Source organism: Actinoplanes auranticolor, from assembly GCF_018332655.1.
Classification (GTDB): Bacteria; Actinomycetota; Actinomycetes; order Mycobacteriales; family Micromonosporaceae; genus Actinoplanes; species Actinoplanes auranticolor.
The window spans coordinates 42,426-58,215 of record NZ_BOQL01000067.1; the positions used below are offsets into that span (position 1 = coordinate 42,426).

13 protein-coding genes are annotated in these 15,790 nt (G+C 70.4%); all 13 read right to left on the reverse strand.

All coding sequences use genetic code 11. The annotated features are described in order from the left end of the window. Nucleotides 1-19 precede the first annotated feature (19 nt). Nucleotides 20-4,027, reverse strand: a complete 4,008-nt coding sequence (locus Aau02nite_RS38060) for an nSTAND1 domain-containing NTPase (RefSeq protein WP_212993502.1) — start codon at nucleotides 4,025-4,027, stop codon at nucleotides 20-22. Further along, nucleotides 4,020-4,412, reverse strand: coding sequence for a CU044_2847 family protein (locus Aau02nite_RS38065; RefSeq protein WP_212993503.1), 393 nt, complete (start codon nucleotides 4,410-4,412; stop codon nucleotides 4,020-4,022). The genes Aau02nite_RS38060 and Aau02nite_RS38065 overlap by 8 nt, the downstream gene beginning before the upstream one ends. Nucleotides 4,413-4,734: 322 nt before the next feature. Continuing rightward, on the reverse strand, nucleotides 4,735-4,893 hold the full coding sequence (locus Aau02nite_RS38070) for a hypothetical protein (RefSeq protein WP_212993504.1): 159 nt from the start codon (nucleotides 4,891-4,893) through the stop codon (nucleotides 4,735-4,737). Nucleotides 4,894-4,895: 2 nt separating this feature from the next. Further along, nucleotides 4,896-5,435: a MarR family transcriptional regulator gene (locus Aau02nite_RS38075; protein ID WP_212993505.1), complete on the reverse strand. Its 540-nt coding sequence runs from the start codon at nucleotides 5,433-5,435 to the stop codon at nucleotides 4,896-4,898. 444 nt (nucleotides 5,436-5,879) lie between these two features. Then, nucleotides 5,880-6,977: a M23 family metallopeptidase gene (locus Aau02nite_RS38080; protein ID WP_212993506.1), complete on the reverse strand. Its 1,098-nt coding sequence runs from the start codon at nucleotides 6,975-6,977 to the stop codon at nucleotides 5,880-5,882. Continuing rightward, on the reverse strand, nucleotides 6,974-7,486 hold the full coding sequence (locus tag Aau02nite_RS38085) for a hypothetical protein (RefSeq protein WP_212993507.1): 513 nt from the start codon (nucleotides 7,484-7,486) through the stop codon (nucleotides 6,974-6,976). The genes Aau02nite_RS38080 and Aau02nite_RS38085 overlap by 4 nt, the downstream gene beginning before the upstream one ends. Next, nucleotides 7,483-7,749: a hypothetical protein gene (locus Aau02nite_RS38090; RefSeq protein WP_212993508.1), complete on the reverse strand. Its 267-nt coding sequence runs from the start codon at nucleotides 7,747-7,749 to the stop codon at nucleotides 7,483-7,485. The genes Aau02nite_RS38085 and Aau02nite_RS38090 overlap by 4 nt, the downstream gene beginning before the upstream one ends. Beyond that, nucleotides 7,749-8,072, reverse strand: coding sequence for a hypothetical protein (locus Aau02nite_RS38095; protein ID WP_212993509.1), 324 nt, complete (start codon nucleotides 8,070-8,072; stop codon nucleotides 7,749-7,751). The genes Aau02nite_RS38090 and Aau02nite_RS38095 overlap by 1 nt, the downstream gene beginning before the upstream one ends. Further along, nucleotides 8,069-8,692: a hypothetical protein gene (locus tag Aau02nite_RS38100; protein ID WP_212993510.1), complete on the reverse strand. Its 624-nt coding sequence runs from the start codon at nucleotides 8,690-8,692 to the stop codon at nucleotides 8,069-8,071. Before Aau02nite_RS38100 ends, Aau02nite_RS38095 begins: the two co-directional genes overlap by 4 nt. A gap of 2 nt (nucleotides 8,693-8,694) precedes the next feature. After that, on the reverse strand, nucleotides 8,695-10,515 hold the full coding sequence (locus tag Aau02nite_RS38105) for a type IV secretory system conjugative DNA transfer family protein (protein WP_212993511.1): 1,821 nt from the start codon (nucleotides 10,513-10,515) through the stop codon (nucleotides 8,695-8,697). Between the two features lie 35 nt (nucleotides 10,516-10,550). Next, entirely contained in the window at nucleotides 10,551-12,119 is a 1,569-nt protein-coding gene (locus Aau02nite_RS38110) for a putative type IV secretion/conjugal transfer ATPase (protein WP_246595752.1), read from the reverse strand. Next, on the reverse strand, nucleotides 12,116-13,630 hold the full coding sequence (locus tag Aau02nite_RS38115; protein WP_212993512.1) for an SCO6880 family protein: 1,515 nt from the start codon (nucleotides 13,628-13,630) through the stop codon (nucleotides 12,116-12,118). The genes Aau02nite_RS38110 and Aau02nite_RS38115 overlap by 4 nt, the downstream gene beginning before the upstream one ends. 23 nt (nucleotides 13,631-13,653) lie before the next feature. Beyond that, nucleotides 13,654-15,789, reverse strand: a complete 2,136-nt coding sequence (locus tag Aau02nite_RS38120) for a hypothetical protein (RefSeq protein WP_212993513.1) — start codon at nucleotides 15,787-15,789, stop codon at nucleotides 13,654-13,656. Nucleotide 15,790 lies beyond the last annotated feature (1 nt).

Consider the following 15,790-nt stretch of genomic DNA (forward strand, 5'->3'; position numbering starts at 1 on the left):
GGCGCTCGCTGCACATCGGCTACTGGTTGCGGCTGGGCTTGCCGCAGGCCGGCTCCGAGGGCTGGTCCGGCAGGTAGCGGCGGAACTCGGTCATGCTGAGGTCGCGCCCGATTGCCCCGCAGAGGTGGTCCAACGCCACGCGAGGTTGCGGCAAGCCGACCGGCCAGAGCCGCACATTCTCGGCACCGCTGTAGAGGATGTTGCCGTCCGGGTCGTACACCAGGCTTTGAACCCCGCTGGCATGACCAGTGAGGGCGCCGCGAGTGACGCCTGCCTTGACATCCCAGAGGCGGATGGTCCGATCGTCGCTCCCGCTGGCGACGGTGGTCCCGTCGGGGCTGAACGCCACGCTGTTCACACCGCCGGTGTGCCCGGCCAAAACGGTGCCGGCCGCGCCGTTGTGGGCGTCCCATAGCCGTACGGTGCCGTCGCCGCCGGCGCTGGCGATGGTGAGTCCGTCGGGGCTGTACCGAACGGCGCTGACCATGTCGGTGTGCCCCGACAGCGTGGCCTCGAGCCTCCCGGAGGCGACGTCCCACAGCCGGACACTGTTGTCGGCCGAGCCGCTGACTAGCCGCCGCCCATCGGGACTGAATGCCACCGACGCGACGCCGGCGGTGTGCCCCTCGAGGATGCGTGCGACCCCCGTAGCGGTATCCCACAGGCGGATCGTCCAGTCATTGCTCGCGCTGGCGAGCAACCGGCCATCTGGACTGTAGGCCAGCCCGTAGACGCCCAGCTTGTGTCCCTTCAGGAGGCGCACCTGGCTGCCAGTGGCGGAGCTGTACAGGCGGACCTCGCGGTTAAGGCCGCCGACCGCGAGGATGCGGCTGTCCGGGCTGAAGCTCATCGCGATGGTGTCCTGATCGGTAGCCAGCCCGGTCGTCACGGTGTAGCCCTTGCCCGTGACAAGGTCGATCAGATGCCGCTTACCGGCGTGTTCGGCGAAGGCCAGGTATCGCTCATCGCGACTGTGCGCGATGGTCCGGACCGCCTTGCCGTTGCGCACGACCTTCGGCATGCCGCCGCGGACATCCCACAGCCGTGCCGTGCCGTCCATACCGGCGGTGGCCAGCGTCCTGCCATCCGAGCTGAACGCCACCTGCTGCACCCCGGCGCTGTGCCCGGTGAGCTCTGCCCGTAAGGCGCCGGTGGCCGCATCCCAGACCAAGACCTTGTCATCGATACCCGATGCCGCCAGAGTGCCGCCGTCGGAACTGTATGCCAGGGACAAGACCGCGCCGCTCGGTCCGGCGAGCGTCGTCCGAACCCGCCTCTTCGCCAGATCCCACAATTTCACCACGCTGTTCGCCCCGGCGGTGGCGAGGGTTCGCGAGTCCGGGCTGAACAGCGCCGCGGTCAGCATGTCGCCCTGGGTGACCCGGCCGCTCTCGTCGCCGGAACCGAGGTCCCACAGCCGGGAGGTCCGGTCCTGACTCGCGGTGACCAGGAACCGTCCGTTGGGGCTGAACGCCACCGACTGGACAGCGTTGGTGTGGCCAGTGAATACCTTTCGCGGGGCGCCGCCAGGTGTCCACACGCGCACGGTGCTGTCACGGCCCGCGCTGGCGAGCAGTGTCGCGTCCGGAGAGAAGGAGACGGCGTACACCCGGTCCTTGTGTCCCTTGAGCACCGTTCGTAGCGTCCCGGCTCCCGGATTCCAGACCCGTACGGTGCCGTCATCTGACCCGCTCGCCAGCAGCGAGCCGTCCTTGCTGAAGGCGACTGCCAGGACCGGCCCAGCGTGCCCGGTCAGCGTAGCTCGCAGGGTTCCGTCCGAGGTGTCCCACAGCCGCACCGTGCCGTCGGCGACCGCGGTCGCCAACAGCCGTCCGTCAGGGCTGAACGCTACGCCGTTCACTGCCCCGGTGCCCGTACTGAAGGTACGCAGCAGCGGCCGCGCCCGGGACTCCGCGGCGTACATGCTGGTGATTGCCTCCCCGGTGGCTGCGGCCCGGTAGGCGTGGACGGCCAGAAGTGCAGCCAGATCAGGATTAGTGTCGGCGAGAGCCTGAGACTGGGCGGCCAGCTGCCGCGAAAGTGACTCGTGCTGCGCGGCGACCGCTGTCTGGCGCTGGGCGAAGGCCACCACGGCGCCGGTGCCGGCGAGGACCGTCAGAGTGGCGAGCGCGGCGACCGCCGCCCGCCGCAATCTTGTACGGGTACGTGCCGCGCGGCGGCTGGCGACCAGGAATGTGGCCACACCGGCGGTCAATCCGCGCTCGGCAGCCCATTGGACGCCCTCGGCCAGGTCGCTGCCGTGCAGCAGGTCGGCGTTTCTGCGCCTCGCCGACCAGACCGTCCGCTGTTCCTCGACCCGTCCCAGCCAGACGTTGAAAGCGCGGTGCTTGTCGACCCGATAGCGAAGCTCGGGCCAGTCCCGTAGCAGCGCCTCGTGGATCAGTTCGACGATCGCAGGTGCGCCGTGACCACTAGGTGCGGCCCGGGTGACAAGCAGCGGTGTACCGGTGGAGAGCGTATGCACGACCTCGTCGACCGCTGCCGGATCGCGTGTTTCCAACCCGGCGGCGAGCTCGCGCAGGTCCTCCGGAGTGCGCGGCCGGCGGGTGTGCGGCACACCGTTCTCCCCTGGGCGGACCAGTGCTGTCAGCACTCGCCAGGCCACCTCGTGCTGATTCGCCGGCAACTTCGCGAAGGCTTCGTCGCAGCGTCTAGCCAGGCTGCCCGTAGCGCCACCCATGTCCTTGTACGCGGCGTAGGTGAGTTGTCCGTCGCGTCTGTCCTCCCAAAGCTGGTGCAACGCCAGCTCGAGCAGCGGCAAGACGGTGACCGGCGCGGTGTCGCGCAAACCGGTGACATCCTGCACGATCTGCTCGGCCAGCCCCTGCTCCAGGCACAGCCCTTCCTTCGCCGCCGGCACAGTGACCATGGCGTGCAGGTCGGCCGCACCAATCGTGGCCGGAACATTGACGATGCCCGGCAGCAGCACGTCGAGCAGCGCCGGCGCCAATTCGGCCAGTCGCGGATAGAAGTCGTCGCGCATCACCAGCAGCACGGTCAGCGGCGCGGTCCGGGTGACCAAGGCGGTGAGGGCAGCGAGTGTGGCATCGTGGCCCTCGGCGGTGAGCAGCTCTTCGAACTGGTCGATCACCAGCAGAAGCCGGACACCGGCGGGCTGCGCGGCGAGCCGGTCGCCGATTACCTGGTCCCAGCCGTGCTCGGCGACCCCGGCCAAGCCATCGTGCTCTAGTTCGGCGGCCAGGTCGGCGCCGGGCCGGGTGGCGACCACGTGCCAACGATGCCCGGCCCGTAGGGCGGGCAGCAGGCCGGCATTAATCAGCGAGGACTTGCCCGAGCCCGAGGGGCCGAGCAGCAGCACCGCGCGCCGGTCGAGGGCCTTGCGGACAGCGGCCACCACGGTGTCACGGCCGTGGAACCAGGCGGCGTGTTCGGCGCTGAAGGGTTCCAGGCCTCGGTACGGACAGCGCTGCGAGGCGGCGAGGGCGGGATAGACCGCGGTCAGGGTTTCGGCGGTGGTGGCGTAACCGACGCCCAGGCCTCGCCCATGCCGGTCGCCCGGGTCAATCGCCGTGAACATGCCGACGACCAGCCCGGTACTCTCGTCCACCACGGGCGCACCGCTGAACCCCACGGTCAGGTCGTCGGCTCCGGTCAGGTGCAGCAGCCCGGCATGGGCGTCGCCGGCCTCGGCGTACCCGAACCGGCCACTGACGGCCGCGGCGGGGTAGCCCCAGGCCGACACCTTGCGCCCACGGATGCCGGCCGCTGATCCGAGGTGCAGATTTTGCACTTGGGGCGGCAGGAAGTCCGGCCGCAGAATGGCGATGTCCTCCGCCGAAGCCGGCCGCCACGCGTCAGGGTCGACGGCGGCGGTCACCTCCGGCTGGTCCGGTAGATTGACGAACCGCAGCCGTACGCGGGGACCGGTCACGAGGTGCGCGCAGGTGACCACGACGCCCGAAGCTACGAATCCAGTGCCGCGAATACGCCCGTCTGCGTCGAGCACTGCGACGGTCGCGGCCAGGATCGGCGCTTGGTCAACCATGGGCGAGAGGGTCTTCGGCTTTGTCGTCAGCCTTGTCTCCGGGTTTATCGTCGGCCTGTTCCACGGGTCTGTCATCGGACGGCGACCAGGTCATGGTGACCTTGAGGTGCCCAGCGGTGCTGCCCTTGGTGATCAGCGCACCGGCGGAAACCGAGATGTTGACCCCGAACTCGACTTTCACCTCGTCGGGTCCCGCCGGCTTGAGGCTGCTCAGGATCTCTCGCGATGCCTGGGTGATCGTCCCCAGCGCCGACCGCAACGTGCCCGGTACCTGAGAAACCGTGTCCGCAAGGCCCGCTTTCACCGGGCCGTCGAAGTCGTCGCCCGTGGCCTCCAGATACAGCCAGCCGCCGTGTTCCAGTTCGATCCGAGCCAGCTCCGGCACCCGATGTGCCCCCTCACACCCTCGAGGGGCACCGCGTCGTGCCCGCTCGCATCGTGAACGAGCGGCGGAACGACAAGTAACGATGACACGCCGTGAAGGGCACCCTTTCAGCCGATCCGGTGAGCGCTAACGCCGTCGCCTTCCTCGACGCCGCCGCGCCGCCGACGAACGCGGGATGCGGCTGCGCGGGGCGAAGGCACGCGGCGTCGTACGACGCGTCCTGACCGCGCGGAGCATGAGGGCGGGTTCGCCGAAGATGGTGCCGATGTGGAGCATGGTCTCGGCGAGGTGGCGGTGATGGTCATGGTGAAGCCCAGGTCGGTCAGCAGCAGTCCGAGGATGCCGAACGTAGCGGCCAGCCGCCGGGTTCGACAGGGTCGCAGAGCAGGCTCGGGGCGACGCGTTCACTGCGGACGGCGGCGCAGTAGCGCGACAGGATGAGGGCTGCGGCGGCGCCACCACCGATGAGGGTGTTGTTCATGATCAGGTGCGAGATCCTGGCTGGTCGTGGCGGGCTTGCGGGCTACCTGTGGAGAGAACGTGCCGGAGCGCGGCGATGTCGTGGGTGCCGGTGGCCGGATCGGTGTCGGTCAGCCGGGTGAGTTCGTCGATGAGCTGCAAGCGCAGCTGGTGGTTCAATGCCCAGCCCTGGGAGGTGGGTGTCAGCAGGGAGCGTCGACGGTCGCTGTCGGGGGTGCTGCGGCGCAGCAGTCCCCGTTTGATGAGGGTGGTCGCGGCTCGGGTAACGGTGCCTTTGGAGACGCCGGCCAGGGTGGCGAGGACGCCGGTGTCGATCCGCCGGTGCATGACGGCCAGGTGCAGCACGTCGTAGCTGGTCCAGGTGAGCTTGGCGGCGTCGAGCACGGTGTGTTCCAGATACCGGCGAGCGTAGTTCGCGGTGTGGCACAGCGCCGTGACGCGGTCCAGGCGCTTCGGGCCGGGATCGGCCGCGGTGTCACTGGGTGTGACCGCTGGCATGGGCGCCGGCGTGGTACCGGTCTCGGTGGCATGGTCGGCGCTCATGCGGGTGTCCTGCCTCGGGTGCGACGCTGCTCGCCCTGGTGGGGTGGTTTGGCTTTCGTACGCGGGTGACGGTGGTGGAGGCCGTGCCCGCGCGTCGATCCGCGGCCGACGGCGAAGCGCTCGCCTGTGTTCTGCAGGCCGGCCGGTCGTGGGAGCCAGTGGTGAGCGTGGGTGGTGGGCAATGTCGGGCACAACGCATCTCCTGGGTGGTGAGGCCGGCGGATAGATGAGCGGTCCTTACGATGGCAGGCGTCTTGGCAGTGCGGTGGCTTGGCCGCCGAAGCCGACGACCATCCGGCGAGCGCGACGGTGGTTGACGGCTGCCCTGGCGTGGTTGGCCCACGGGCAGCTGTCCGCGACGCCGATCGGTCGCGGAATCAGGCTGTGCGCAGCGGTCACTGCGCCGGCATTTACCGCAAGGGTGCAGGCGGCTCATCGCAGCGTTCACCGGTCTTCCGCGCCCAGCGGCGCCCCTCGTGCCGCCATGAACGTCGGGGCATCGATCGCGTTGCCGCGGCTCAGGCGGCATCGGGTGGCGCCGCAGGTGACGTCGGTGTGCACTTCGAAGTGCAGGTGCTCACCGGAGGAACGACCACTGGTGCCGACGAGGCCGATCGGGTCACCCGCGTTGACGTGCTGGCCGTCACGGACGCTGGGGCGACGCACCATGTGGCAGTAGCGGGTCGCGACTCTCCCAGCATGTATCACTTCGACGAACCATCCGCACCCCTCCGTGCTGGGGCTGCCGTCGATGTCGCAGTTGCCGGTGTCGTCGTCGCAGTCGGCGAACACGACTTGTCCGGCGGCCGCGGCGCGGATGACGGTGTTCCGTCCAGCACCGAGGTCGACGCCTTGGTGGTTGGGTCGCTCCGCGGTCCGGAAGCCGGAGACGATCGCTGCGTGCACCGGCTGGGTCCACCCGCCGGAGGTCACGGCGGCGGGGGTGGTGCCGCAGTCGGCGAGGCTCGCGCCGGGCAGGTCGCTGATGGATGCCTTTCCGCTGATCTTCGCCACGACGGTTTCGGCGTCGCTTTCGTATTCGGCGTACCGGTCGGGGTAGGCCGAGCGCTGGACTTTCTGCGCGGCGACGGTCAGGGGCAGGGTTTCCCAGCCGCGTACCCACTGCAGGGCTTTGTAGAAGGCGGTGGAGGCGTAGACGGGGTCTTGCAGCTGCGTGGGGGTGCCCCATTTTTGGGAGGGACGCTGTTGGAACAGGCCGAGGGAGTCGTGGTCGTTGCGGGCGCCGAGGTTGCCGTGGTTGGTCAGGCTGGATTCGGTCATCGCGGTGGCCACGGCGATGACCCAGCCGCGGGCGGGTACGCCGGCGCGCTGGCCGACGGCGACGATGACGGCGGCGTTGTCGACCTGGGTGGACTTCCATGGGCCGATGGCGCCGGCGTGCTGGCTGATGCCGGCCTGCCCGGCCGTGCTGCTGGGGCAGGCAGCGGCGGCCGAGTCGGTGTCAAGGACCGCGGCTAATGGCAGTCCGCACAGCACGAGCAGGCCGACCAGGCAGACGGCTGCCCAGGTCCAGGGTTTCATGATGTCGGGGCAGGGCTGGCGGAGGCGATGAGCCACCGGCCCGCGGTGTTGATCACGGTGACCCGGATGGGTCCGGCGTCGGTGGGCACATCGGCGACGAGCACGGCGGTGGTCGACGACACCGGCTCAGCGATGCCGGTGACCACGCGCGCCGGCACCTGGGTGGGGTCGGTGTCGGCCAGCAGCTGGCCGTATGCCGTGACCACCAAGGGTTGGACATCGGCGTACCAGGCGTCGCGTGCCTGGGTGGGCCGCGCCCACCTGCGGACGTAGGTTTGCGCGGCCAGCAGGGCCGCGGTGGCCGGCGGGGCGCTGGGCGCTGTCCCGACGCCGTCGTCGTGGTCTTCGTTGTGGTCGGCGTCGGTGTCTGCGGACGTGGACGTGGACGCGACGGTCACGGCCGGCGCCTGGTTCGGCCGGTCGTCCGGGACCGCGGTCGTGGAAGTGCACCCCGCGGCCGCGGCCAGAACGCCGGTGAGTATCGCCATGCGCAGTTGGGAGCTGTTCACGGCTGTACGTCAGGGGAAGGCGAGCGGGGGCCGAGCGCGTGGTTGGCGGTGGCGGCCATCCGCCTGAGCCGGATGTGGAGGTCGACGAGGGCGTCGCGGCAGGTCTGCGTGGTGTCGGCGCTACGGGCTTCGAGCAGAGCGCTATCTAGCGCAGCGCATTGGTTGCCCAGGTCGCTCAGGACGCCGACGTATTGCGGGTAATCGCCGGCGACCATGTCACTGGCGTCCGTCGGATCAGGGTGTGCTGCGGTCTTGGTGATCATCAGTCCTCCAGTCCGGGTTCGTCGTAAATTTCGCGGTCGTAGTCGCCGTCGAGGTCGCCGTCGGTTTGGGCGTCTAGGCGCACGCGTTCGTCGCCTTCGAGTTCGGCGGCGCGGTCGTCGGCTTCAGGGCCGACATCGGTATGGGGGTCGGTGCTCGGATCGGTCACGGGTGTGGTCTCCTCTGCGGTGCTCTGCTCGCCAGCATCGGTGTCGGGATCGGTGATGCGCTGGTAGAGCTCGTCGATGTCGCGGTATTGCGCGCGCAGGGTGGTGATCAGCCGGTCCCATGCGGCGTCGGAGCTGACGTCGGCGGGCGTGGTCATGACGGCTGCCTCCGTTGCGGTTCGCCGGCCGGCGCGTCGGCGGCGATGGACCGGCCGGCCAGGTCGGTGTTGGCGGCTTCGACGGCGGTGTTGTGCCAGTCGCTGGGCCAGTTGAGGTCGAGGTGCCGGTCGATGTGGTTGCCATTGCGGCAGCGGGTGTAGTCGTCCCAGTCCCGTAGCCGGGTGCGAGCGCGGGCGAAGCGTTCGTGCCACAGCAGCGGGGCGTCGGCTGGGGCGGTGTCGTCGTAGGCCAGATGCCATGCGGCGGCAAGCGCGGTGAGTTCTTCGATCAGTGGGCCGTGGCGGTACCAGCAGGCGGGGAGTTCTTCGGCGAGTTGGTAGCGCTCGACGGCGGCGTCGACCCAGTCGATCAGCCACGCCCAGACCAGCGCGGCGGCGTCGCGGTCGAGCTCGTTCCAGCGCAGTGGCCACGGCACGCTGGCCGGGGCTTTGCGCGGGCTGCTGTTCTGCTGGCCGGTGAGCGCGTCTTGCAGGTCGAGGTGTTGCTGGTGCAGGGTGTCGACGGCGGTGGTGAGTCGTTGCAGGGAGTCGGCGAGCTGGGCGAGGGCGACCATGTCGGGCGGGGCGTCGTCGGGTAGCTGGAAGTCGAGGGCGTCCACGGTTATGCCGCCTTGGCGAGGCGTTTGCGGAAGGCGTCGCGCCCGGCGGTCAGTTCGCCGGCGTCGGGGCGTTCCCACCACGCGGGCACGCGCAGTTCGACCGGTGGCAGGTTGCCGACCAGGGCCAGGGCGCGGCCTTCGGGCAGGGTGCGCAGGTCGGCCAGATCGAGCAGGGGTTCTCGGCGCACGTTGTCGTTGACCGAGGCGCGGCCGCCGCCCCAGGAGTGGCTGGAGCTGATCTCGGTGACCTGCCCTGCGAGGGCTTGGGCGTCGCGCAGGCCGGCGACGTCGGTGCTGCCGCCGATGAGCAGGCGGGCGCTGGCGGAGTCGGCGATGGCCCGTCCGCCCTTGTCGCCCCAGCGTTCCTGCAGTTGGTGCAGGTTCTGCGCGAAGATCGACACGGCGATGCCGGAGCCGCCGCCTTCGTTCATCAGACTGGGCAGGCTAGGCAGGGGTGCGATGTTGGCGATCTCGTCACCGATGAAGTAGAGGCAGGGTTCGATCCGCCCGCCCGGCGCGGTCAGGGCGAGGCGTTTGGCCTGGTAGAGGATGTCCTCGCTCAGGGCGGCCAGCAGCGGTGCGATCAACGCTTGGGCGTCGCGGGTGCCGACCAGGTAGATGGTGCCGGACTCCCGCAGCCAGTTGACCGGCTTGAACTGCGTGCCCCGCGGCGGTGAGCAGGCGGTCAGCACGCGGGGGTCGTTGAACGCATCCAGAGCGCCGGAGACGACGGTTTGGATGGTGTCGCGGGCCCTACCGTTGGTTTCGCGGTGCCGGGCGAGTCGGTCGGCCCAGGCGTCGACGCTGTGCGCGCGCAGAATTCGCTCGGGCCGCGAGTTGGCCGGGTTCTGCGACCAGGCCAGGACGTCCAGCATGGTGGCGTGCTCGTCCAGGGCGGCGGCGTGCAACAGGCCGCGCAGGATGGTGGCGGCCTGGTCGCGGAACCACTTGCCGTTCTCCACGCTCTCGTCGCCGATGCCGGAGCCGGCCGCGAAGCCGTTCGCGCGCAGCATGGCGACGATCTGGTCGTCGGCTCCTTCGATCGGTGACCACGCCATGCGGGGCACGCCGCAGATCTCGCCCTGCGGTTCGAAGATGTGCGTCGGGCCGATCGCCGCCCTGCGGTCGTAGGTGATCTCGGCGACGTCCAGGCGGGTGGAGGTGGTGATGACCGCGCCCCGCGCGTCGGCGACCGCCGGGATCACGTAGCGGGTGGTCTTGTTGCCGAAGCGCGGCACCGCCGCGGCGAGCAAGGTGTATTCGTTGGCCAGGTACAGCGGCTGTCCGCTGGTGGCGTCGTCGCCGAGGAACCGGGCGACCTCGAGGGGATCGCGGCGCCGGGCAGCCTTCGCGGCGCGGGTGAGTTCGTCATCGGTGTCGACGATTGTGAGCCCGGGGCGTACGACGTCGACGCGGGCGCGCACCGCATCAGCGGTCAGGGTGCGGTGCAGGTCGGCGTGGGTGGCGAACCCGCGGCGGCGCATCCGGGTGCGGGCCAGCCGCAGTGCCGGCATACCCGGCGCGGCCAGCGTGGCGAGGAAGACGAGAATCCACAGCGGGTAGAGCAGCCACGGGCCTCCGACCGCTGAGCGCGCTGAGGCCGGCCAGGCCTGCGCGGGATCGCTGAGGTGGTCGGTGAGCCGCAACGCGACACCCGGGGCCGCGCTCGGGGCGGTGTCCGGCCACCCGTGACCGCTGAGCAGCGCCGAGGTCTGCCCGGCCAGCCACAGCGAACCCAGCCCCGCGCCCAGGACGATCACGAACAGGGCGAGCAGCAGGAGACGCACCAGGATGTCGGCACGGGGCAGGCCCTGCCGCGGCATGCGGTGCCCCGGTGACGACAGCGGTGGGCGGGCCATCACGCGGACGTCCCGTCGGTGACAGCTTCCAGGCGGGCGTCGTAGTCGGCGCCGTTGACCGGCTCGGCGAGCTCGTCGGCTTCCATGCGGCTGTCGGTGTGCACCATCGCCGTCTCGGCCTGGCTGAGTTGGTGTTTGACGACGAAGGAGCGGGTGCCGATCTTCCACAGGCCCACGCCTTGGCGCAGGTAACGCAGCAGGTCGGTTTCCACGTCGGAGGTGCCGAGGAATTCGCGGGCCTGGTCCAGGCTGCCGGTGGCCTGACGGTAGGACACGCGTACACCGGAGTCTTCGATCAGGCCGCGGGCGATGCGGACCTGTTCGGAGTCCGCCGACCCGGACGCGGCCAGATCAGAGAATCGGTGGAACGCCAGCACGTTGGCGATACCCAGCGCTCGGGCGAGCTTGAGCTGTTCGCGCATGCGGCGGATCAGGGGAAGGTGGCGGGCGATGAGGGCGAACTCGTCGTAGAAGCAGACCCGCGGCGGGGCGTCCGGCGCCGACAGTTCGGTCTCCAGCCAGGACTGGGCGCAGGTCATCGCCATCGCGGTCATCTGGTCCGAGGCGCGGATGGTGCGCAGGTCCAGGATGGCGCCGGGCTGGGTGAAGTCCAGCCGGGCGTTGGATTCCACGGGCCCGTCGAACACGCCGCCGAGCGCACCGGAGATGAGCCTTTCCAGGGCCAGCCGCACGCGCCGGGAATCATCGACGAACACGGTGACGGGGTAGTGGAGCCCGTCGAGGCGGTGCACCCACAGCTCAGGTTTGCCCATGGCGGCCAGGACGACGCTGAGGGTCGGGGTGGCCATCCGATCAGCCGAGGCGTCTTGCTCGCGGGTGACCGCGTCGACGGCATACTCCACCAGCGAGCGTTCCGCTTCGTGCAGAGGCCCGCCGAGCTGGATCTCGAGGAGTCCTTCGAGCAGCAGCAGCCGGCGCGACCGTTGCAGCTGCCGCCACTGCTCTTCCGTCTGGTGCGGGTAGCGGCGGATCCCGGCCAAAGGATTCATGATCACGCCCAGGCCGGGGCCGATACGCACCGGCTTGATCCCGGCGAGGGCAGCCAGCTGCTCGTACTCGCCTTTGACGTCGGTGATGTAGAACTTCTGCCCGAACGGCACCCCGCGGAAGGCCAACGTTTTCAGCAGTGACGACTTCGCGGTGCCGATCTCGCCGGTGACGACCATGTTCGGCGCGGTGATCACCTTGGCCCGGTACAGCTCGTGCAGGCTGAACGTGAACGCCGACCTGCTGTAGACCTCCAGGCCGATCAGCGGCCCGTCGACGGGCAGGCCCGGGTCGGACACGAACGGATACACGCTGCACAGCTGCGCCGAGGTCGTGGTCAGCGGCGGCAGTTGCAGCTGCCAGAACACTCGTCCTGCGGCCTTGCCGTAGGCGCCGCCGCGGCCGACGGCGACCGGTCCGAGCAGCCGCTCGGTCTGCCTGCGCAAGGCGCGCTGCTCGCGGTCATAGATGGCTTGGGCTTGGGCCAGGTCGCGGGCGGCGGCACGCTGCTCGATACGGTCCGCGAGGGATCCCTCGCGGCGCAGGACCCGGCGGCTCATGCGGACCACCCCCGCGCCGGCTTCAACCCGCGAGCCAGCGGCAGGGCCCCAGCGGCGAAGGCCTGGTCCTGCTCCCCCGCGAGGCTGATCGCCTCGCACCCGGCCCGCGACAGGATCCGTTTGACCGCGCGCACATCGCGGTCCAGCTCCGGCAGTGTGCGGGCGGTGATGGTGATCAGCAGCGCGTACCGGTAGCGCACGTGCCCGGCGGCCTGCTCCCGGTCGATCTGCTCGACCGCGCGGGCCTCGTCGTCTTCGCGGGCGGTGCGGACCAGCCGCAGCCGTCGTTTGGTGACCTCGTCACCGGCGCGGGAGACCTTGTCGCGGCGGGTGGCCAGCGCAGCAAGCGCGGCCGGGACCGGCTGGGCCACCAGCGTGACCGCTCGGCGGGTGGTGGTGCGCATGTACAGCGGGCTCAGCCAGGTCGCGGCCACCTGCTGGCGTGGCATCTGGGCCACCCACAGCGTGCGCGAGTAGGCCGAGTCGTGCTGGTAGGTGTTCCAGCCGACGGTACGGGCGGCGACCGGGCCGGCCAGCCGCGGTTCGACCCCTGCCGCGGTTCCCGCGGATATCGGCGCTGTGCTGCCGCGTAGGTCGACGACTTCCTGGTCGTCGGGGTCGAACTGGGTGCGGATCACCGCGGCGTAGGCGCGCGGCGACAGCCAGCCGCCGGTGGTGACCCCGGCCTCGCCCACGGCTGCTTCGATACCGGCCAGCCGGTCCAGCACGACCGCGGCGATGGCCGCGTCCGTGCCGCCGGCCTGCGCGATCTCCTTGGACAGCCGGGCGATGTCGAAGACCACCGCTAAATAGATCTCGTGGCGTTGTGCCGCCGGAGCTGCCGCCGCGGTCAGCTGGGCCAGGGACCTGTACGCCGCACTGGAGATGTCGACGGCCCGGCTGACCAGGAACCGCTGCGCGGCGTTACCGGTGTCCGGGACGGCGCGGGAGGTCACCGACCAGCGGATCAGCCCGGCGTCGGCGTACTCACTGCCGAGGATGTTGAGCAGCTGCGCCCAATCGGTCAGCCGCTGGGTCTGCACGTCGCGGTCGGCCAGGATGAGGTTGGTGCCATAGCAGACCAGCGCTGCGGTCACCGTCTTCTCCTTGCGGTGGTGCAGCAGCCCGATCTGGGTGGTGCCGTCGGTCGCGGTCGCCGGCAGCCACACGTAGGCGGCGGCCGGACCGGGCAGATCCATCCACCGCTCGGAACTGTCGGGCGCATACGGGCCGCCGCGGTACTCATGCTGCCCAGCCCGGCGTTGCAGCAGCGCACCGGCGACCACCGGGGCCCACTCGGTGACCCGGCGGCCCTTGAAGCGCAGCAATCCGAGCGTGATCAGTGCAACGCACCCGGCGAACGCGGCGATCGCGGCGCCCCGCTGGCTGGCGACCAGCAAATTGAGGGCCACCACGGCCGCGATGACCCCGGCCATCACCAGAGCGATCTGCGACCAAGTGAACCCGAGCACCGCACCGCGCGTCGAGCGCGGCGGAAACTGAAACTGCATCGACTCGTCTCCCGTCGGGTTGGCTAGAGCGGCACGATCGGCACGTCGGCGGCTGCGGAGGCGGCACCGCCACCACCGCTGGACCGTGCGGCACCGCCGCCCGCAGGCCGGCCGGCTTGTTGTTCACCTGCGCCGGAACTGCCGTCATCCGCCTCACCGGCGGCGGACGGCGAAGATCCGGAGGAGCTGGCGGTTGCCGGGTCGGTGGCCGCGGTGCCCGCGCCGCCGCCAGCGGTGCCGGGATGCGGTACAACGCCGCCCGTCGGGTCGGTGCTCTGCGCCGCACCGGGGGTAGCCGGCAACGATCCGTAAGCGCCGGTGGCGTCCCCGGGTGCGGTCAGCCGGCCGGCCGCCACATCCTGCTGCGCGCTGCGGGCGCCGGCCTGCACACCGTCGGCCTCCTGGGCGTTCGGGCTGTCCCCCGTGCCGGAGCCGCCCGGCTCCGCTGCCGCGCCCGCGGCCGGCCCGCCGACCTGGCCGCTGTCGCCGCCGGTTGCGGCGGCGTCGGCAGCCTGACGCCCGGTGCCGTCGCCGATCCCCGCGGCATCACCGGCGGTGTTCAGCGGGGCCGCGGGTATCCCGGCGGTGTTGTCGTCCATCACCCCGGCAGCCCCAGCAGCCGGACTACCACCGCCGCCGCTCGAGCTGTCGCCTGCGTCGGCGGCGCCGCTGCGCGCGCCGCCGACGAAGTCCGCGCCCAGCTGCAGCGGGCTCCCCGCGACCGACAGCAGGCCCTGGGCGTTGACGTCGGACAGGTAGCCGTCCCACATCGTTGTCAGGCGCAGCAGGATCCATGGGGCAGCGACCATCAGCCAGATCAGCAGCACGGCACGCAGCGCGTTCATCACGTTGTCCGAGCCGTACGCCGAACGCGAACCGTAGATCCACAGCTCAGCGATGAAGAACTTGCTACTGCCGAGGGCGTTGACGGTCCAGAACCAGCGGCGGCCCCAATGCCGCGTCTCGGCCATCACCTGCCCGGTCATCGCCATCGCCCCGAACAGGGCTGCGCCGGTGGTCAGCAGACCCCTGAACAACATGACGATGAACAGCAGCAGCAGCCCGATCGAGGCGAACACCGACAGCAGCAACGCCAGGAACAGCGTCCCGGCTCCGTCGGTGAGCGAACTGAAGCTGGAGACCAGCCACGACGGGTCGTACGGGGTGCGTGCGTTGGCCTCGATGACAGCGTTGGTGGCCTGGTCCCACGCGGCGACGATCGTGTAGGCGATGCCGCCGGCGAAGGTGATGCCCAGCACCGCCCGGACCAGGCCGCCCAGCGTCGCCACCGGTCCGGGCCCGGCCGTGGTGCGCAGCCCGTTGATGATCGTGGAGACGATGAAGAACACGAAGATCAGCACTACGGCCATGCCGGCGACGGAGTTGTAGGTGGAGTAGAAGGCGTCGTCCGGTGACGAGATCGTGGTGACCTTGAAGACCAGGGTGGCCAGCCTGGACAGCAGGAACACGGTGCCCTGCACGGCCACATCGACCAGGCCCTGGATACCGGAGCTGATGCCGGCGCTCAGCGCCTGCTGCGCGTCGCGCTGCACCTTGCAGCCGACATCGACGGCCGGGCAGTCCGGCTGTTTCGGGTCCGGGTCGTACAACTGCGCAGACCACGCCGACACCTGGTTCGTGCACTGCAGCCGCTTGGTGTTCCACGCAGCCTGCTGCTGCGCAGTGGCAGCGACGCCGGGCGGCGGCATCAGCGAGCAGTTGATCAAACCGGCGGCTCCGCTGCCGGTGCTGGGGCCGTCCATCAGCACCGATGCGGTGCCGTCACGCGGCGTCGGATCCAGCGTCAGAGACGCCGCCGCGCAGGAGCGTGTGTCGGCGTCGCTGGTCGCCTTGCTGCACTGCGTCACCCAGTGCGAGCGGCCGCCGGGCACCGGCTGGTCCACCCGCACCGCCCACGGCATGCACCACGCCACCGATCCCGGGGCCTTGGCCGCGCAGGCAGCGTCGATAACCGGACTGGATGGGTTCGGGGTGGGCGCCGGGGCAGCGTCAGCGCGGGCGATGCCGACAAGCAGACTTCCCACCACGACCGCGATCAGCAGCGCCGCCTGGACCAGCGCACCGGCCAGCCGCGGCCACGAGGCCCTGCGACCGCGGACGTAAATGTGGCCGGTCCGCCATGTCGTCGATGTCTGCATG